Annotated in this window: 15 protein-coding genes; 4 read left to right on the plus strand and 11 right to left on the minus strand. The window is 73.9% G+C overall.

Annotated features, from left to right (window positions below; all coding sequences use genetic code 11):
• The first annotated feature begins 213 nt into the window (after positions 1-213).
• On the plus strand, positions 214-3,366 hold the full coding sequence (locus BLT72_RS19995) for a glycosyltransferase (RefSeq protein ID WP_091415310.1): 3,153 nt from the start codon (positions 214-216) through the stop codon (positions 3,364-3,366).
• Here the strand turns inward: BLT72_RS19995 and BLT72_RS20000 are convergent.
• From BLT72_RS20000 to BLT72_RS22840, 5 genes are read right to left on the minus strand one after another with little or no spacing between them, the layout of a single operon-like run.
• The gene (locus BLT72_RS20000) at positions 3,353-4,609 is read right to left on the minus strand and encodes a hypothetical protein (protein WP_091415313.1); all 1,257 of its coding nucleotides are present in this window, start codon (positions 4,607-4,609) and stop codon (positions 3,353-3,355) included. The genes BLT72_RS19995 and BLT72_RS20000 overlap by 14 nt on opposite strands.
• Entirely contained in the window at positions 4,606-6,030 is a 1,425-nt protein-coding gene (locus BLT72_RS20005; RefSeq protein ID WP_172826128.1) for a glycosyltransferase family 2 protein, read from the minus strand. Before BLT72_RS20005 ends, BLT72_RS20000 begins: the two co-directional genes overlap by 4 nt.
• Positions 6,031-6,077: 47 nt before the next feature.
• Positions 6,078-7,304 (minus strand): class I SAM-dependent methyltransferase, encoded by a 1,227-nt coding sequence (locus BLT72_RS20010; protein WP_091415319.1) that lies wholly within the window; start codon positions 7,302-7,304, stop codon positions 6,078-6,080.
• Between the two features lie 2 nt (positions 7,305-7,306).
• The gene (locus BLT72_RS20015) at positions 7,307-7,864 is read right to left on the minus strand and encodes a hypothetical protein (protein ID WP_157720584.1); all 558 of its coding nucleotides are present in this window, start codon (positions 7,862-7,864) and stop codon (positions 7,307-7,309) included.
• Positions 7,858-10,074, minus strand: a complete 2,217-nt coding sequence (locus BLT72_RS22840) for a glycosyltransferase family protein (RefSeq protein ID WP_197677116.1) — start codon at positions 10,072-10,074, stop codon at positions 7,858-7,860. Before BLT72_RS22840 ends, BLT72_RS20015 begins: the two co-directional genes overlap by 7 nt.
• Before the next feature lie 233 nt (positions 10,075-10,307).
• On the opposite strand from BLT72_RS22840, the gene BLT72_RS20025 reads away from it, so the two are divergent.
• Together BLT72_RS20025 and BLT72_RS20030 are read left to right on the plus strand one after the other, a co-directional pair.
• A complete protein-coding gene (locus BLT72_RS20025) occupies positions 10,308-11,576 on the plus strand; it encodes a nucleotide sugar dehydrogenase (protein WP_231930196.1) in 1,269 nt (422 codons plus the stop codon).
• A 14-nt stretch (positions 11,577-11,590) separates the two neighbouring features.
• A complete protein-coding gene (locus BLT72_RS20030; protein ID WP_091417990.1) occupies positions 11,591-12,781 on the plus strand; it encodes a glycosyltransferase in 1,191 nt (396 codons plus the stop codon).
• Between the two features lie 23 nt (positions 12,782-12,804).
• Here the strand turns inward: BLT72_RS20030 and BLT72_RS20035 are convergent, their stop codons facing one another.
• Positions 12,805-13,224: a hypothetical protein gene (locus BLT72_RS20035; RefSeq protein ID WP_091415326.1), complete on the minus strand. Its 420-nt coding sequence runs from the start codon at positions 13,222-13,224 to the stop codon at positions 12,805-12,807.
• Positions 13,225-13,339: 115 nt separating this feature from the next.
• Here BLT72_RS20035 and BLT72_RS20040 point away from each other — a divergent pair, with 115 nt between their 5' ends.
• The gene (locus BLT72_RS20040; protein ID WP_091415330.1) at positions 13,340-13,621 is read left to right on the plus strand and encodes a DUF427 domain-containing protein; all 282 of its coding nucleotides are present in this window, start codon (positions 13,340-13,342) and stop codon (positions 13,619-13,621) included.
• 43 nt (positions 13,622-13,664) lie between these two features.
• Here BLT72_RS20040 and BLT72_RS20045 read toward each other — a convergent pair whose 3' ends face one another.
• The 5 genes from BLT72_RS20045 to dnaK all read right to left on the minus strand — a co-directional run bounded on the left by BLT72_RS20045 (position 13,665) and on the right by dnaK (position 18,988).
• Complete coding sequence (locus tag BLT72_RS20045) at positions 13,665-14,684, minus strand: LLM class flavin-dependent oxidoreductase (RefSeq protein WP_091415333.1); 1,020 nt, start codon at positions 14,682-14,684, stop codon at positions 13,665-13,667.
• Positions 14,685-14,757: 73 nt separating this feature from the next.
• Positions 14,758-15,186 (minus strand): heat shock protein transcriptional repressor HspR, encoded by a 429-nt coding sequence (locus BLT72_RS20050; protein WP_091415337.1) that lies wholly within the window; start codon positions 15,184-15,186, stop codon positions 14,758-14,760.
• A 29-nt stretch (positions 15,187-15,215) separates the two neighbouring features.
• Complete coding sequence (gene dnaJ / locus BLT72_RS20055; RefSeq protein ID WP_091415340.1) at positions 15,216-16,376, minus strand: molecular chaperone DnaJ; 1,161 nt, start codon at positions 16,374-16,376, stop codon at positions 15,216-15,218.
• A 63-nt stretch (positions 16,377-16,439) separates the two neighbouring features.
• Positions 16,440-17,096 (minus strand): nucleotide exchange factor GrpE, encoded by a 657-nt coding sequence (gene grpE, locus BLT72_RS20060; protein ID WP_091417991.1) that lies wholly within the window; start codon positions 17,094-17,096, stop codon positions 16,440-16,442.
• An 11-nt stretch (positions 17,097-17,107) separates the two neighbouring features.
• On the minus strand, positions 17,108-18,988 hold the full coding sequence (gene dnaK, locus BLT72_RS20065) for a molecular chaperone DnaK (protein WP_091415343.1): 1,881 nt from the start codon (positions 18,986-18,988) through the stop codon (positions 17,108-17,110).
• Between the last annotated feature and the right edge of the window lie 275 nt (positions 18,989-19,263).

The following is a 19,263-nucleotide window of genomic DNA, read 5'->3' on the forward strand; positions in this document are numbered from 1 at the left end:
CGGGGTCGAGCAGTGGGGTGGTCGTCCTTGAGTCCATCCGACTCAACTTCGTGCCGCTGGACAGTATTCCAGGTTGAGTGCCCTCCGCTCAACCCTGAGCACCCCCGAACCGTCGTGGCCTCGGTGCCGCGGCCGGTGAGCCGGACCCGTCAGCCGCCGGCTCCGTGGTTAGGGTGGACGGCCGAGCCCGTCCCCCGATGCCCGGAGGCACCCATGAAGTTCCGGCAGGTGCGCCGCCGCCCCGAGCCCGAGGTGGTGCCGCCGGTCGCCGACGACCAGCGCGCCGTCCAGCTGGCCGACGAGATCCGCCGGTCGGGCCTGTTCGACACCGCCTGGTACCTCCGGCACGCCGGCCCGCTCCCGGCGGGCGAGGACCCGGTCGACCACTACGTCCGCACCGGCATCCCGGACGACGTCAGCCCCCAGCCCTGCTTCGACCCGGCGTGGTACCGCAGCCGGCCCGAGACGCCGAAGCAGCTGGACACCGCGGCCTTCGTGCACTACGTCCGGCGGGGCGCCGCCCGCGGGACCTCCCCCCACCCCCTCGTCGACGCGCACGCCTACCTCGCCGACCACCCGGACGCGGCCACCCACCCGGGCGGGCCGCTGGGCCACTACCTGGAGTCGGGGTGGCGGACCGGCGCCCGCCTCGCCCCCGGGGTCGACCCCGAGGTGTTCGCCCCGGCCGCCGACCGGCCGACGAGCTCCACCGGGGCGCCGTTCGCCGAGTTCGCCGGGGACGTGCAGGACCTGCTGGCCGCCACCGCCGGGCACGAGGACCTGGCGCGCACCGCCAAGACCTTCGACCGCGCGGCCTCGGACGCCTTCGTGGCGCAGACGCTGGCCGCCTGCTCCGAGCTCCGCGAGGAGCCGCCGCTGGTGTCGGTCGTCGTCCCCACGAAGGACCGCGCCCCGGGCGTGGTCGAGGCCGTGCGCTCGGTGCTGCAGCAGACCTACCGGCACTGGCAGCTGGTCGTGGTCGACGACGGCAGCGTCGACGACACCGTCGAGCAGCTCGCGCCGTTCCTGGAGGACCCCCGGGTCGAGCTGGTCCGGCGACCACTGCCGGGCGGGGTCTCCACGGCACGGAACGCCGGGCTGGCCCGCGCGCACGGGAAGTACGTCGCCTACCTCGACTCCGACAACACCTGGGAACCCCGCTTCCTCGAGGTCATGGTCGCCTTCGTCCGCACCGCCGGGCTCCGGGTCGGCTACGCGGCGTCGGAGCTGCGCGAGGAGAAGAAGGGCGGCCGCACCGGGTTCCGCGCGCTGCCGTTCGACCGCGAGGCGCTGCAGGAGCGCAACTTCATCGACTGCATCGTCGTGCTGCACGAGCGCGCCCTCCTCGACGAGGTCGGGACCTTCGACGAGACGCTGCGCCGCAACGTGGACTGGGACCTGTTCATCCGGATGGCGGCCGTCACCGACTTCGGGTTCGCGCCGTTCATCGGCACCCGGTACGACCCGTGGGACGAGCGGGACGACCGCATCACCATCACCGAGCCGTTCGGCTACCGCCACAAGGTGCTGGACAAGCACGTCGTGGACTGGACCGCTGCCCGCGCCCGTCGGGGCGACCGCCCGCCCGGCGACGTCTCGGTGGTCATCACCGCCAACCGCTCGGAGCCGCACCTGCGCAGCACCATCGAGCGCGTCCTGGCCCTCACCGCGCCCGAGGTGGAGGTGGTGGTGGTCGACGCCAAGCTGCCCGACGCCGAGGCGACGCAGCTGCAGTACCTGGCGCGCCGCCACCCCCGGCTGCGGGTCCGGCGGGAACGCTTCAGCCTCTCCACCGAGGTGGCGCGCAACCTGGGCGCCTCGCTCGCCCGGGGCGGCGTCGTCGTCTTCGTGGGCCCGGACGTCCGCGTCGAGCCGGGCTGGCTGGGACCGCTGGTCGGACCGCTGGTCGAGGGTGCGGCGTCGGCCTGCCAGCCCCTGGTGCTGCGACCCGACGGCGCGGTCTGGTCGGCCGGCACCGGGCACGCCCGCGGGGCCCACCCGTACGACCTCTTCGCCGGCTTCCCGGGCGACGCACCCGAGGTCCTGCGCGCGTCGGGCCGGGCCGCCCTCGGCGCCCGGGTGCTGGCCGTCCGCGCCGACGACTTCGTCGGCGTCGGCGGGTTCGAGGCGACCTTCGTCGAGGACCACGACAACGCCGACCTCAGTCTGCGGCTGGCGGCGTCGGCGGGGCGGGAGCCGCGGTACGTGCCGCAGAGCCTCGTCTCGCTGCTCACCGTGCCCGACCCGCCGAACGGACCGCGGGCCCAGGCGGTCGCGGCCGCGAACCAGGAGCTCTACGCCGACCGCTGGCGCGACGTCCTCGACGGCGACGAGCGGGCCTGGGAGGACGCGGGCTACGCCGTGGTGGGCTACGAGACCGACCTGGCCCACCCGGCGCGGCCGGTGGTGGTCCGGGACCGGAGCCCTCGACCGTTGCGGTGGGCGCTGAAGATCGGGGCTCCCACGGTGGCGCGCCGCACGAACTGGGGCGACTGGCACTTCGCCGTCGCGCTCAAGGACGCGCTGGAGCGCCGCGGCCAGGAGGTGGTGATCGACTGCAAGGACGCCTGGTACCGGCCGACGTCCCGGCTCGACGACGTCACCCTGACCCTCCGCGGCGTGACGCCCTACCGGCCGAACCCGCAGCACACGAACCTGGTGTGGGTGATCAGCCATCCCCAGGAGGTCACGGCCCGCGAGCTGCGGACCTTCGACGCCGCCTTCGCGGCGTCGTCGACGCTGGCCGAACGCCTCAGCCGGGCGACCGGGCGGACGGTCCCCGCCCTCCTGCAGTGCACCGACCAGCGGCGGTTCCGACCGGTCGCTCCTGACCCGCTGCGCCGCCACGAGGTCCTCTTCGTCGGGAACGCCCGGGGGGTCCGCGACTCCGTCGGCACCGCGCTGGCGGCCGGCATCGTCCCCGCCGTCTACGGCGTCCGCTGGCAGGGCCTGCTGCCGGCGGGTGCGTGGCTCGGGGAGTACATCCCCAACGAGGACCTCCCCGCCGTCTACGCCGGGGCGGGCGTGGTCCTCAACGACCACTGGGACGACATGCGCGAGCACGGGCTGATCTCCAACCGGCTCTTCGACCTCGCCGCTTCCGGCGCTCGCATCGTGTCGGACCCGGTCCCGGGTCTGGACGAGATCTTCGGGGACGCCGTCCTGACCTACGAGACCCCGGCCCAGCTCGCCCAGGCGGTGACCCAGCACCTGGAGGAGGCCCCGGAGCGTCGCGAGCGCCGGGCCGCGGTGACCGAGCGGATCCGGCGCGAGCACACCTTCGACGCCCGGGCCGAGGCCCTGGTCGAGACGGCGAACCGGCTGAGCGCCGACCTCGCCGGCCGGCGTCCGCTCACGGTCGGCTGAAGTAGGAGGGGTAGGTCGCCCGGCCGCGCTCGCGGCCGGGCGGCCCCGGCGTCGCGTCCTGGTCGGCGCCCGGCTCGGCCCAGCCGCGCCACTGCCGGGAGGCGCCGGCCAGCCTCGTCTCCAGCTCGGAGCCCACGGCGGCGTGCACGACGCGCGTCACGCCACCGTCGTGGACGGCGTAGCCGCGGGCGGGCGGGGCGCCGGCCGGCGGGCACGCGACCTCGAGGAGGTCCTGGGGCTCGGCGAGGACGGTACCGGGGGTCAGCGCCCGGCCGGGCCGCTCCCCCTCCTCGCCCGCGTCCTCGACCCCGAGGTCCAGCGGGACGAGGAAGCTCCGGCGGACGTCGACCCCGACCAGCGGGCTCCGCGCGTACCCCCGCGCCAGCACGAGGTCGGTCACGTGGTGCGGTCCGTAGCTCAGCCCGGCGGCGAAGACGGTCGCGAGGGACGGGGCCGACGGGACGGCCCGGAGCTCGTCCACCGCTGCGGCGAGGGCGGCCGCGCGGTCCTCACCGAGGACCACCGACGCCGACCCCGGTCCCCGGGCGGCCGCTCGTCGAGCGGCCGCCGCGCCCGCGGGGCCGGTGACGAGGACGACGACGAGGTCCGGCCAGTCCTGGCGACGGGCCTCCTCCAGCGAGCGCGCACCCCCGGTCTCGTCGGTCCAGTCCACCAGGAGCCCGACCGGGACCGGCCGGCCGGTGGCCGTCAGCCGGCGCAGGGCCTGGCGTCGCGCCCGGACCGACCAGGCCGTGCGCGTGACGGGCGAGGACAGCACCGGGCGGTCGAGCTCGTGGAGGACGGCGGCCAGCTGGTCGCCCAGCAGCCGCTCGACGCTCACCGGCAGGTGGTCGACCAGCGGCGGCACGCCGGCCACCAGGAGCTGGGCCAGCAGGCGCGCGGTCAGGAGGGGCCCGGGAGCGGCGCCGGCGTCCACCTCGACCGCGCGGTACGGGCGGAGGCGCGCGAGCCCGGCGCTGTCCAGCAGCCCGTAGGCCCCGAGGTCGGCGAGCACCTCGCGCCGGTCCACGACCTCCATCCGGGTGCCCCGGGACCTCACCCGGGCCAGCCGGGGGCCGGTGTCGCCCACGAAGCCGGCGGGCGACACCACCGCGGTGTTCACCGGCGGCAGCCGGGTGCCGGCGACGCGTCGGGCGAGCGCGGACACGCCCGCCGGGTCGAGGGCGGCGAGGGCCCGCCATGTGCCGACGTCGAGCGCCGGGGGCGGCTGGGTCGGCCTCATCCCGTCGCGTCCTGGACCGGCCGGTCGAGCAGCATCCCCTGGCGCGTCACGTCGAGCACCCCAGCCCGCAGGCCGAGCGCAGCACCGCTGAGCCACGCCTGGCCGAAGAGGTCCTGGACGGCGGCCTCGATCCCGTCGGGGTGCGGGTGGCGTCGCGCCCGGTGCAGCGCCCGCGTCGCCCACAGCTCGACCGAGGCCCCCGCCAGGCCGGGGACCGTCGCCCGCACCAGCCCGACCTGGCGCGCGAGCTGCTCCGCGCGGAGGGCGCCGACCAGGTCGACGGGTACGACGGCGCCGGCCGGCACGACGAGCGTGCTCGGCGAGGGGAACCCGGTGGACGGCGCCGCGTCGGTGAACCGGACCCGGCCGTCCCCGTCGAAGTAGTCCAGGAGCCAGCGGGGGGGCGGGTCCGAGGCCGGGCACGAGACGGTCACCCTGAGGTCGCTCACCGAGGACGCCAGGAGGCTGTCGACGCTGAGCAGCACCGACGCCGGATCGATCCCGGGCCCGGCGTCCAGGAGCACGTGCACCTCGGGCACCGTCCAGGACCGTCCACGGTTGACCGGCCGGAAGATCGGGATCGGCAGGTGGTTGGCCGCCAGCCCGATGCGCTCGCGCTTGATCTCGTCGCCGCGGGTGCTGAAGTTGCGGACGCCCTGGTGGTAGCTCTCGGACTCGAGGTCGGGGATGACCACCCCGCCGGCGGTGAAGATGCGGTAGCCGAACTCGGTGTCGACGATCCCGCGCAGCCGCAGCGCCGAGAAGCCGCCGCTCTCGCGGTACAGGGCGCGCGTGGTCGAGACGCTGGCGCCCACGACGGCCACGAAGGTGTCGTCGGTGTAGTCGGTGAGCAGGTGGCCCGCCCGGACGAAGTTCTCCCACCAGACGTGACGTTCCTGGGGGCGACCCGCGAGGACCGTGGCGAGGGTGTCCTCCCGGACCGCCCGCTGGACCGCGCCGGGGGAGATCCCGTCGAAGTCGACGAAGCTCTTGCGACCGAGGACCACGGCGTCGGCCACCACGTGGTGCCACCGCGCGTGCGCCTCGACGTGCGTCCGGGTCGCCACCATGTCAGCGTCGAGGAACAGCAGCAGGTCACCCGAGCCCACCCCGTCCTGGGCGCCGGCGTGCCGGGCTCCTCCCGAGCCGTGGCCCGCGCCGGGCGGCAGCCGGAGGATCCGGCAGTGCGCCGGCCGCCGCGGCGGCAGCTCCAGCGGGACCTCCGACCCGTCGTCGACGACGACGACGTCCAGCAGGTGCTCGGGGTAGGTCTGCTCGGCCAGGGCCGCCAACGTCAGCTCGAGCTCGCCCTGGCAGTCCTTCGCCGGCAGCACGACGGTCACGGTCGCGGTCGGGGTCCAGGCGCCGAGCGCGGGCGCCGCCACGGCCCGCCACTCCTGCCGCACCACCGGCCGGGGCACCCACCCGGGGGTCCGCGCCCCTCCGGGCCCGCCGGAGGTCGCGGACGTCACCCGGGCCGCCGTTCGGCCCGCAGGAACCAGGTCCGCCCGACCACCTCGTGGTCGGTCAGGACGACCGGAGACGTGGTGTCCGCCAGCCAGCTCTGGCCGATGGCGCGCTCCGCGGGCCGCTGGACGTCGTCCAGGGCGACCGTGGCGCCGTCGGCGAGCCGGGCGGCCAGCAGGGGGAAGGCGGGGTGACGGCTCCGGGGCCCGACGCTCCCGGGCGGCCCGTCGACGAACAGCAGACCGATGCCGGCGAGGTCCTCCCAGGTCGAGCGGGCGTACCAGCGGTAGCTGGACCCGTCGATCTCCACGGGCTCCAGCGGCGCCCAGCGGACGTCGACCCACGCCGACAGCCCGCTCCGGCGCACCGCCTCCCGGGTCCGCTCCGCGTACCCCTCGTCGTGCTCGAGGGCGACCACGTGGCCCCCGCCCGCCTGACGCCGCGCCTCGGCCAGCCAGACGGTCGAGGTGCCGCTGCCGCACTCCACCACCAGGCGGTCCGCGGGGACCTCGCTGGCGGCCGAGAACAGCCGCAGCAGGGTCCGCGGCGAGGCCGCGAAGCCCCCGGCCGGGGGCAGCTCGTGGTGCACCTCGACCAGCCGGTGCAGGTTGATCAGGGCGTCGTTCTCGGTGATCGCCTCTTCGAACTTGCGGTTGACCAGCAGGGTCAGCCGCTCCTCCGCGGCCTGCAGCTCCGGCGCCCGGAGGACACCGGGTCCCCACGCCTCCAGCGCCCGGCGGATGTCGGCCTCCCGGCGCTCCTTCTCCCGCTGCAGCCCCTCGGCGAGGACGTCCTGGCGGCGCACCACCTCGCGGTACGCCTCCATCACCTCCTCGTGCCGGATGGCCCCGTCCAGGCGCTGCATGCCGAGGCTGGCCAGCAGGGGCCCGAGGTCCGGCGCGGGGGGCGCGGCCGGGGTCGGGGCCGGTCGGGGCGCGGCCCGGCGCGCCGCCTTCCGGCTCAGGGTGAGCACGCTGGCGAGCCGCTGGTCGGCCCGGCGGCCCTGCCTCAGGATCGTGAGCGAGCGGGCTCCGGTGACCGCGACGCCGACCAGCAACGCCGCCTGCAGCACCAGGAGGGCCGCGAGGGCGGGACTGCCCTCGCCGACCCAGGCCCAGACCGCCGCCGCGAGGGCGCCCAGCGCCAGCAGCGGAGCCAGGTGGTGCCAGTGCGAGCGCACCAGGGAGCGGACGGAGCCGAGCAGTCCTCGGGGGGTGGTCCTGGCCACGGTCAGCGTCCCCCGCCCAGCAGCGCGCGGTCCACCGCGTCCAGCCCGTCCGGACCGACGCGGACGGTCCCCGTGCTCCGGAAGTGGCGGCAGATGGACGCCATCCGGGTGCCGAGGTACTCCTCCCAGGTCGTCGCCGTGTCGGTCCAGTCGACCCGGCCGGTCACCAGCTCCACCGGGTAGCCGTAGCGCCGGACCGGCCCGAACGCCGGGGAGTCGAGCACGAAGACGGGCCGGAAGGCCGCGGTGAGGACCTGCAGCTCGGCGACCTCCTCGACCACCGGCTCGACGAGGGCCGCTGGGGTCCCGATCATCACGACCAGCACCACGGGGAGCTGCTCCGTCCCCAGCCCACCCAGCAGGGTGCCGGCCGTCACGTCGACCGGGACGCCGCGCCGTGCGGGCCGCACGGCCCAGATCTGCTGCGCGAGACGACGCGCGGTCCGGTTCCGCCGCAGCGCCTTGACAGCCCGCCGCCGCACGGTCCGGGAACCGGGCGCGCGCCACAGCAGGGCGACGGCCTGGCGCACCCCGGGCGGCAGCGTGCTGCCCCTCACCACGACGGCCGCCCCGCGGCGAGGTCGAGGAGCAGGGCCGCGCCCTCGTGGGCGCCGTTGCCCGGGTCGAGGTCCGCCATCGCCGCCACCATCGTCGGTCCGCGCTCGAGGAGGTCCGCCAGCAGCGGCTGGGCCGTCTCCACCGTGACGTCGTCCAGGGCGTGCGCGAGCCCGCGGTCCGCGGCGAAGCGGGCCCGGCCGGCCTGGTCGTCGAGGGACGTCGCGCGGTTGGGGACGAACAGGGTGGGCAGCCCGAAGCGGAGCAGCTCGTGGAAGGAGTTGTAGCCGGTCGCGCTGACCGCGAGGTCGAACGCGCGGTACCGACGGGACAGGGGGAAGTCGCGGATCAGGTGCACGTCGTCCAACCCCCCTCCGCGGGCGGAGATCGCCGGCCGGGTCACGCAGATCTCCACGCCCAGCCGACGGAGCGCACCGACCACGGCCCCCGTCGTCCCGCTGGTGTCGTCGATGTTGCCCGCGCCCAGCGACACCAGCGCCATCGGCGCGTCCGGGTCCAGTCCCAGGGAGCGGCGGGCCGTGGCCCGGTCCTCGAGCTCGTCGTGGTCGGCGAGGGTGACGGGTCCCACCCGCCGGGAGGGTGCCGCGACGGTGACCCCCTGGTCGTAGGCGGCGGCGAAGTCCCCGGGCTCCAGGACCGCGTCGAACCACGCGGCCTTGGCCAGCTGCTCGCGGTTCTGGCCCGCACGCCACATGCCGCGCCGCGACCACACCCAGCGGGGTCCCGGATCGGCGCGGCGGGCGGCCACGATGCCGTCGTAGGGCCAGGTCCCGTCGAACACCACCGCGGCCGGCCGCAGCCGGGCGACGGTCTCCGACACCCGCTCGGCGAACAGGGCGTGCCACGTCTTCGCGCTCATCCCGGTGGCCTTGGTGGACGGCAGGTACTCGTAGCCGAACCCGAACTCACCGACCACGCCGACGGCCTGGGAGAGGGAGAGGAAGTGCGGCTCGGCGTCGGCCGCCGTCCGGCGGGCGTAGGCCAGCAGCCGGGTGAGGTGGCCCATCCCCGCGCCGTTGCTCGTGATGAAGAGGAGACGTGGCTTCTCGACGGCGACCGGGCCGGCCGACGGGACGGTCGGGAGCGCCCCGGCCCCGGCCGTGGCGGGCGGGGCCACCGGGACCGCGGTCCCCGGCTGGTCCGGGCCGGCCGTGCGGGGCGCCCCGATCAGGTCCGTGATCCGCCCGACGTGGGCCTCGTGCCCGAACCGGCGGCGGACGTCGGCCGTGGCGGCCGCCACCTGGGCCTCGTACCGCGCGCGGTCGGCGTAGAGGCCGGTGATGAGGTCGCGCACCCCGCTCGGCTCCGCGTAGCTCGCGGCCGGCCCGAAGAGCGCCTCGAAGTGCGGCGGCAGGACAGCCGGCACGCCGCTGGCCAGGGCCTCCAGGATCGTGCGGCCGAACGCCTCCACCCACCGGGGGTCGTGGTGGTAGACGAAGAAGTCGAGGCCGGCGAGGAAGTCGCGCGGGGCCTGCTCGCCGAACTCCAGCACCTCCCAGCTGGGCGGCCGCTCGCCGAGCAGCTTCTCCGCCGGGCCGGCCCCGCCCAGCACCTTCACCGTCATCGACCCGTCGGTGGGGTAGACGAGACGCAGGGTGGCGGCGTCGGCCGGCCACTTCTGGGGGGAGGAGCGGCTGTGCCGTCCGATCACGGGCCGGTCGGACTGCCATCCGGACCGCCGGACCTGCCACGCGTCGACCTCGATGATGTTCACCCAGTCCTCGGCCCGCAGCGAGCCCGGGTCCAGGAGCGGTGCGATCTCGTCGCGGACCAGGGGGCCGATCGGGGCCCAGACCGGTTCGACGCCGAAGTGCTCGGCGGCGATCTGGTGCACCGTCTCGGGCCGGTAGTGCTCGTAGCCGTCGATGTCCCGGGGGCCTGCGTTGGCCACGACGACCACGGACCCCGTCCGGACCGGCGGCAGCTGCTCGGCCGCGTGCTGCAGCACCGCGGGGTGCCGGACGACCACCACGTCGGCCTCGACGGGGTCGTCACCGACCAGCAGCTTCACCTGCCGGCCGTCCACCAGCCGACGGATCTGCGGGTTGACCGGCGTCACGCGGGTGACCAGCGGACCGTTGAGGTGGACCAGCCCGGTGGTCCACCCGTGCCGACGCTGGGCCCGCACCTCCTCGGCGATGCTGTGCGACGTGCCGCCCGGGAAGCGGAGGTCGGAGATGTCGAGAACATCCACCCGGCGAGAACCGTCCACACTCATAGTGCGCAGATCCTCGCACGCTCCCGAGGCAGGAAGAAAACGACGACCCGCCCGTCTCCAACCCCTTTTCGCGAGCCTCAACACGCGGTTGTCTGACTGGTTTCCGGGTCGCAACTCGAATACGTTGACGACCGGCACCCTTCCTCGGAAGCGGGTTCCCGGTCCTGGTCGGGACCGGGCGGGCCGACGCCAGTGATGAGGAGTGGGAAGTGGACGACAACGTGGACGCCGTCATCGTCGGCATGGGTTATGTCGGGCTCCCGCTGGCCCGCGAAGCCTGCGCGGCCGGTCTGTCCGTGGTCGGCCTCGACGTCAGCGCCGAGGTGGTCGAGGGGCTGAACGCGGGCCGCTCCCACGTCGACGACCTGGACGGAGGGGACGTCCGGACCATGCTGGACGCCGGCTTCGTCGCCACGCTGGACCCCAGCGTGATCGCCCGCGCCCAGACGATCGTCATCTGCGTGCCGACGCCGCTGTCCAGCGACGGGCTCCCCGATCTGGGACCGGTCCTGGCGGCCACGGCCGTCACGGCGCGCCACCTGTCCCCCGGCTCCCTCGTGGTCCTGGAGTCGACCACGTACCCGGGCACCACCGACGAGGAGGTCCGCCCCCTCCTGGAGGCGGGCGGCATGGTGGCCGGCCAGGACTTCCACCTCGTCTTCTCCCCGGAGCGCATCGACCCCGGCAACGCCGAGTTCGGACCGAAGAACACCCCGAAGGTGGTGGGCGGGCACACCCCGGCGTGCGCCCAGGCGGCCGAGCAGTTCTACGGCCGGTTCATCGACACGGTCGTGCTGACGCGGGGCACCCGGGAAGCGGAGATGGCGAAGCTCCTCGAGAACACCTACCGGCACATCAACATCGCCCTGGTGAACGAGATGGCCCGCTTCTGCCACGAGCTCGACATCGACCTGTGGGACGTCATCGACGCGGCGAGCAGCAAGCCCTTCGGTTTCCAGGCCTTCCGGCCCGGACCGGGTGTCGGCGGCCACTGCATCCCCATCGACCCCAACTACCTCTCCCACCGGGTGCGGGCCCAGCTCGGCTACCCCTTCCGGTTCGTGGAGCTGGCCCAGGAGATCAACGCCACGATGCCGGCCTACGTGGCCCGCCGCGCGCAGGACATGCTCAACCTCGACCACAAGGCCCTCAGCGGAGCCAAGGTGCTGCTGCTCGGGGTCACGTACAAGGCGGACATCGCCGACACCCGCGAGTCGCCGGCCAAGCCGCTGGCCAAGATCCTCGTGGAGCAGGGTGCCCAGCTGAGCTTCCACGACCCCCTGGTCAAGAACTGGTCGGTGGCCGGGCACCACCTCACGAGCGTCGACGACCTGCCGACGGCGGTCCAGCAGGCCGACCTCTGCATCGTCCTGCAGAACCACCAGCAGTACGACGTCGACGCCCTGGCCGCACTCTCCCGCCGGTTCCTCGACACGCGTGGCACCGCCACGCGCGCGGACAACGTCCAGCTGTTGTGACCGCGGTCGCGCGCATGTCGGAGCAGGCGACCGCGGCGGTCGCGCGCCGGTCGGTCCTGGTCCTGACGGTCGTCCACCACCCCGAGGACTCGCGGGTCCGCCAGCGGCAGATCGAGACGCTGCTCCGCGCCGGCTGGGACGTCACCTACGTCGCACCCTTCTCCGGCTACGGCCTGGCGGTGCCGGCTGCGTCGCCGGCCGCGCAGGGGCGGGGGCGGCTGGAGCTGGTCGACATCTGCCGCTCGCAGGGCCGCCACCGGCTCCGGTCGGCGCTGGCGGCCCGCCGGATGCTGCGCGAGCTGGCCCCCCGGCACGACCTGGTGCTGGTGCACGACCCCGAGCTGCTGTTCCCGGCGATCCGGCTGGGGCTGACGAACCTCGTGTGGGACGTCCACGAGGACCCGGCCGCCGCGATGCGGGTGAAGACCTGGGTCCCGCTGGTCATGCGGGTGCCGATGGCGACGGCGTGGCGGTCGCTCGAGCGCCTCGCCGAACACCGCCACCGGCTCTTCCTGTCCGAGTACTCCTACCAGCACCGGTTCCGCCGGCACCACCCCGTGGTGCCCAACGCCGTCCGGGTGCCGGCGACGGCGCGGCCGCCCTCCGCCGACCGGGTCAGCTACCTGGGCTCGATCTCCATGGCGCGAGGCTGCGCCGAGATCATCGCGGTGGCGCGCGAGCTGCGGCGTCGGACCGCGGGCGCGGTGACGGTCGAGGTGATCGGCGAGGCGGTCGACACCGAGTGCCGGGAGGCGCTGGACGACGCCATGGCGGCGGGTGACCTCACCTGGTTCGGCTACCTGCCGAGCGAGACGGCGCTGGAGCGGATGTCGGGTTCGCTGGCCGGGCTCTGCCTCCTCAAGGACCTCCCGAACTTCCGGTCGAGCCTGCCGACCAAGATCGTCGAGTACGCCGCCCTGGGCATCCCGGCCATCACCACGCCGCTCCCGCTGGCCAGCAGCATCGTCCGGGGCAACGACCTGGGGATCGTCGTCCCCTGGGACGACGTGGAGGCCGTCGTGGACGCCGTCCTGCGGCTGCGGGCCGACCGCCCCCTCCGCGAGACCCTGTCGGCCAACGGCCGCCGGGCCGCGCTGCGCGACCACGACTGGAACACGACGCACTCGCGCGCGTTCCTGGAGCTGATGGAGAAGACGGCGGAGAGCGCGCGCCGTCGACGGGCGCACCTGCGGGTGGTGGGCTAGGCGGTCGGCCGCGGGACGTCGGCTCACGGCTCCCCCGAGGGGTGCGGCAGCGGGGTCACGACGCAGTGCCCGTGCGGGCCCTCGGTGGCGAGGTGCACCGGCCACCGGGGGGTGCACGACGCCAGCGCCCGGCCCCACCGACGGTCGTGGTCCTGCACCGCGGACGGACCGGGCCGGGACAGCAGCAGCACCGGGGTGCCGTAGCCGTCGAGGTGGTCGAAGAACAGGCGGAACGAGTCGACGTCGGCCGGCCTCGGGTCCAGCGGGATGTCGTCGACCGGGACGACGGCGGGCGCGGGCCGTCCGTCCTCGTCGAGGAAGACGAGCCAGAGCGTGCGGCGGCCGATGCCGCCATCACCCATGAGAGCCGTCCAGAACCGGACGAGGTCCGGCGCCGTCGTGACGGTGATGGTCCTGAGCAGGTGCGCGGTCGAGGTGGTCATGTCTCCACGCTGCCCGCCCCGACGGCGGCCGGAGGACTTGTGCACAGGGTTCTCCGGCACTTGCCCGGCGGGACAGGATGGGGGCGAGGACCACACCGCACCTGAGGAGACGACCGTGAAGGCCATCTGGAACGACACCGTGATCGCGCAGTCCGAGGATACCGTGGTGGTGGAGGGCAACCACTACTTCCCGCTGGAGTCGGTCACTCCCGGCGTGCTCGAGCCGACCACCACGCACACGGTCTGCCCCTGGAAGGGCACCGCCAGCTACTACAGCGTCCAGGTGGGGGGCGAGACCAACGTCGACGCCGCCTGGACCTACCCGGAGCCGAAGCCGGCGGCCGCCGAGATCACGGACCGGCTGGCGTTCTGGAAGGGCGTCCGCGTCGTCGACTGAGCGCCGCGCCGGGGACCGGCCGCGGCACCCGAACCGACCACGCTCAGCGCCAGCCGAGCGCCGGCGCCACGTGCTCGAGCACCGACTGGAGCAGGTGGGCGTTGTAGTCGACCCCGAGCTGGTTGGGCACCGTGATCAGCAGCGTGTCCGCCGCCGCCACGGCCTCGTCCTCCGCCAGCTCCCGGACCAGCTGGTCCGGCTCGCCCGCGTAGGTCTTGCCGAAGCGCGCCCGCCCGCCGTCGAGGATGCCGACCTGGTCCTGACCGCCGGACTCGCGTCCGAAGTAGGCCCGGTCGAGGTCGCTCACGAGGGGGAGGATGCTGCGGCTCACCGACACCCGGGGCGTGCGGTCGTGACCGGCCTCGGCCCAGGCGGTGCGGAAGCGCTCGATCTGCTCGGCCTGCAGCTGGGAGAAGGGCACCCCGGTGTCCTCGCTGAGCAGCGTGGAGCTCATCAGGTTCATGCCCTGCTGCGCCGTCCACTCCGCGGTCGCGCGGGTTCCGGCCCCCCACCAGATCCGGTCCCGCAGTCCCGGGGAGTGCGGCTCGATGCGCAGCAGCCCGGGCGGGTTGGCGAACATCGGACGCGGGTTCGGCTCGGCGAAACCCCGCCCCTCGAGCACCTCGAGGAAGACGGCCGTGTGCTGGCGCGCCATCTCGGCGTGGTCCGAGCCCCCGGCCGGCAGGTGGCCGAAGTACCGGTAGCCGTCGACGACCTGCTCGGGCGATCCCCGGCTGACGCCGAGCTGCAACCGACCGCCCGAGATGAGGTCGGCGGCGCCGGCGTCCTCGGCCATGTAGAGCGGGTTCTCGTACCGCATGTCGATGATGCCGGTGCCGATCTCGATCCGGCTGGTGCGGGCGCCGACGGCGGCCAGCAGCGGGAAGGGCGACGCCAGCTGCCGGGCGAAGTGGTGGACGCGGTAGTAGGCGCCGTCCACCCCGAGCTCCTCGGCGGCGACGGCCAGCTCGATGGACTGCGTGAGCGCGTCCGCCGCCGACCGCGTCGCCGAGTGCGGCGAGGGGTTCCAGTGCCCGAAGGACAGGAAGCCGATGTTCTTCATGCTGGCCTCAACGCTGTTGAAGGATCAACCATTCCGGAGGATCCGCTCGTCGGACGAGGCTCCTGGGGCCCGCTCACCGGGCGGTGATCGCCCGCGGAGCCGGCCGCCGCCGGGCCGCCGCGGCGCCCAGCCGGACGTCGCCGGTCGGGTCCGCGGTGAACACCCGGGTCCCCGACGCGGCGGCCCGGGCCAGGGCGAGCAGCTCGTCGAGCTGCGCGACCTGGACCCGGAGCGTGTCGATCTCGTCCTGCATCGCCAGGATCCGGCGGATGCCCTCGAGGTTGATGCCCTCGTCCTGGCTGAGCCGCTGGATCAGCCGCAGCTGGGCGATGTTGCGGGCCGAGTAGCGGCGGCCGCGCTTGGCGGTCCGCCGCGGCTGGACGAGGCCGATCCGGTCGTAGGTCCGCAGGGTCTGCGGGTGCATGCCGGCCAGCTGGGCCGCGACCGAGATCACGAAGACGGGCGCGTCGTGGTCGATCCGCTGCGGGAGCTCTGCTGCCACGTCGTCACCTCCTCCCGGTCGTCCCCGGCTCAGCTGAACAGCTTGGCCCGGGGGTTGGACGCCCCGACGGCCTCGCCGTAGCTGGACAGGGCTTCCTTCGCCTTCTCGTTGAGCGCCTCGGGCACCGTCACCTCGACGGAGACCAGCAAGTCGCCCTTGCTGCCGTCCCGCTTGCCGACGCCCTTGCCGCGCACCCGGAAGGTGCGCCCGTTGGGCGTGCCGGCCGGCACGCGCAGCTTGACGGGGGCGCCGCCGAGCGTCGGCACCTCGATCTCGGCGCCCAGCGCGGCCTCGTTGAAGGTGACCGGCGCGGTGAGCGTCAGGTTGTCGCCCTTGCGGCCGAACACCGGGTGCGGGCGGACGTGCACGACGACGTAGAGGTCGCCCGCCGCCCCGCCGTTCTCACCGGCGCCACCCTTGCCCTTGAGCCGGATCCGCTGGCCGTCGGTGACGCCCGCCGGGATCCGGACCTGCATGGTGCGGGTGGACTTGCCCCGGCCGGAGCCGTGGCAGACCGGGCACGGGTCGTCGACGACCATGCCCCGGCCGCGGCAGTCGCGGCAGGGCTCGGTGACGGCGAAGACGCCACCCGAGGTCGAGGTCTGCATGCCGCTGCCCTCGCAGGTGGGGCACACCTTGGGCACCGTGCCGGCCTTCGCGCCGGTGCCGTGGCACTGCACGCACGCGGCGTCGGAGACCATCTGCATGCCGACGGTGACGCCCTCGATCGCCTGGACGAAGTCGACGGTCACCTCGCCCTCGACGTCGCTGCCCCGTCGGGGCCCGCGGCTGCTGGACGTGCGCGTGGTCGCGGTCCGCGTCCCACCCGCCCCGTTGAACAGGCCGCCGAACAGGTCGGAGAAGCCGGTGTCGCCGGCCTGGCGGAACAGGTCGTCCACCGACCCCCCGCCCGCGCCGGCGCCGCCGCTCCGCGGGAAGCGGAACCCACCCCCGCCGAACAGCCGCCGGGCCTCGTCGTACTCCTTGCGCTTGCTCTCGCTCGACAGCACGTCGTTGGCCTCGGACACCTCCTTGAAGCGCCGCTCGGCCTCGGGGTTGCCGGGGTTCTGGTCCGGGTGGTTCTCCCGGGCCAGCTGCCGGTAGGCCTTCTTGATGTCCTCGGGCTTGGCGTCCTTCGCCACCCCCAGGACCTTGTAGAAGTCCTTCTCGATCCAGTCCTTCGTGCTCACGAACGCCTCCCCTCGGTGGTCAACGGCCCCCGCGCACCGCGGGGGCCCCGGCTGGTCAGCCGGTCACTGCTCCGCATCGGCCGCAGGGGTGCCCGCGCCGGTGTCGGTGGTCTGCTCCACGACCGGGGCGGCCGAGCCCTCCACGGGCTCGCCCACCGCGACGCGGGCCGGACGCAGCACCCGCTCGCCGATCCGGTAGCCGGGCTGCAGGATCTCGACGCAGGTCGGTCCGTCGACACCCTCCGCCGGCACCTGCATCAGGGCCTCGTGGATGTGCGGGTCGAACGGGTCGCCCTTGGCCCCGAAGCTCTCGAGGCCGTGCCGGGTGGTGATCCGCTCGACCTGCTCGCCGACGGCCTTGAAGGCCCCGGCCAGCTCGCCGTGCTCGCGGGCGGAGCGGACGTCGTCCAGCACCGGCAGCAGGTCCTTGACGAACCCCTCGAGCGCCACCTTGCGGGTCAGGTCGCGGTCGCGGTCGACGCGCCGCTTGTAGTTCACGTACTCGGCCTGCAGCCGCTGCAGGTCAGCGGTCCGCTCGGCCAGCGCCGTCTGCAGCTGCTCGACCTGCTCGTCCGGGAGACCCGGCTCCGGAGCGGCCGGGGCCTCCGGGGCGGGAGCCGCAGCGGACTGCGGCTCCCGGACCTCGAAGGTCTCCGGGTCGATGCGGCGCCGGTCGCGCACGGTCGGCCCCTGCGGGCCGTCGTGCTGGTCGTCGCTCATCGGCCGGTCGCTCACTTGGTGTCGCTCGCGGCCTGGTCGTCGTCGACGATCTCGGCGTCCACGACGTCGTCGTCCGAGCCGGTGGAGCTGCTCGCGCCGTTGCTCCCGGCCCCGTCACCCGGCTCGCCGGCCTCGGACGGCGCCTGCTGGGCGGCAGCCGCGGCGTACATGGCCTGGCCGAGCGCGGCGCTGGTGGTGTTCAGCTTGTCCACCGCGGTCTTGACGGCGTCGTCGTCGGTACCCTCGAGCGCGGCCTTGACCTCGGTCAGCGCCTCCTCGACCGGCGCCTTGACGTCGTCGGTGATCTTGTCGGCGTTCTCGCTGATCAGCTTCTCGGTCCGGAACACCAGGTTGTCGGCCTCGTTGCGCAGCTCGACCGCCTCGCGGCGCTTGCGGTCCTCCTCGGCGTTGGCCTCGGCCTCCTGGACCATCCGGTTGATGTCCTCCTTGCCGAGCGCCGAGCCGCCGGTCACGGTCATCGACTGCTCCTTGCCGGTGGCGATGTCCTTGGCGTGCACGTGGACGATGCCGTTGGCGTCGATGTCGAAGGCGACCTCGATCTGCGGGACGCCCCGCGGGGCCGGCGGCAGGCCGGTCAGCTCGAAGTTGCCGAGGGACTTGTTGTCCCGGGCGAAGTCGCGCTCGCCCTGGTAGACCTGGATCATCACCGACGGCTGGTTGTCGTCCGCGGTGGTGAAGACCTCGGAGCGCTTGGTCGGGATCGTGGTGTTGCGCTCGATGATCTTGGTCATCACGCCACCCTTGGTCTCGATGCCGAGGCTCAGCGGGGTGACGTCGAGCAGCAGGACGTCCTTCACCTCACCCTTCAGGACACCGGCCTGCAGGCTGGCGCCCAGGGCCACGACCTCATCGGGGTTGACGCCCTTGTTGGGCTCCTTGCCGCCGGTCAGCTCCTTGACCAGCTCGACGACGGCGGGCATCCGGGTGGAGCCACCGACGAGGATGACGTGGTCGATCGCACCGACGGAGATCTTGGCGTCGGCGACCACCGCGTTGAACGGGGTGCGGCAGCGGTCCAGCAGGTCCGAGGTCAGCCGCTGGAACTCCGAGCGGGTGAGCCGCTCCTCCAGGTGCAGCGGGCCCGACTCACCGAGGGTGATGTAGGGCAGGTTGATGGAGGTCTCGCTGGCCGAGGACAGCTCGATCTTGGCCTTCTCGGCCGACTCCTGCAGCCGCTGGCGCGCGATCTTGTCCTTGGACAGGTCGGTGCCGTTCTTGTTCTTGAACTGCTTGACCAGCCAGTCGACGATGCGGGAGTCCCAGTCGTCGCCACCGAGGCGGTTGTCGCCCTTGGTGGCCTTGACCTCGAAGACGCCGTCGCCGATCTCCAGCAGGGAGACGTCGAAGGTGCCACCGCCGAGGTCGAAGACGAGGATCGTCTGGTCCGAGCCGCCCTTGTCAAGGCCGTAGGCCAGTGCCGCAGCGGTCGGCTCGTTGATGATGCGGTCCACGGTCAGACCGGCGATCTCGCCGGCCTCCTTGGTGGCCTGACGCTCGGCGTCGGAGAAGTAGGCGGGGACGGTGATCACGGCGTTGGTGACCTGCTCACCGAGGTAGGCCTCGGCGTCCCGCTTCAGCTTCTGCAGCACGAAGGCGCTGATCTGCTGGGGACGGTAGTCCTTGTCGTCGACCCTGACCTTCCAGTCCGTGCCCATGTGGCGCTTGACGGAGCGGATGGTCCGGTCGACGTTGGTGACGGCCTGGCGCTTGGCGACCTCGCCCACCAGGACCTCGCCACCCTTCGCGAACGCGACGACGGAGGGCGTGGTGCGCGCCCCCTCGGCGTTGGGGATGACGGTGGGCTCCCCGCCCTCGAGCACGGCGACGACCGAGTTGGTCGTCCCGAGGTCGATGCCGACTGCACGAGCCATGGTGTGTTTCCTCCGATGAGTCTGTGTACTACTTGAGCCTGCTGCGCTCAACCTTAGTCCTTGAGCGTCCCGCGCTCAACTATGCATGAGCGTGCGGGGATGGGCAAGGTGAAGTTGAGTGCATCAGGCTCAACCCAGGGCCACGCCCCCGTATTCCCCGAGACCACGCCGTTCACCCCCCCGTCCCCGCCGGCGCCCCACCGAGGCCACCGGTGGCGGGTGCCGCAGGGCCACCCGGGCGGCGTCCGTTCACAGGAAGAGCACAGACTTCGCAC

This window comes from Friedmanniella luteola, from assembly GCF_900105065.1.
GTDB classification, from domain to species: domain Bacteria; phylum Actinomycetota; class Actinomycetes; order Propionibacteriales; family Propionibacteriaceae; genus Microlunatus; species Microlunatus luteolus.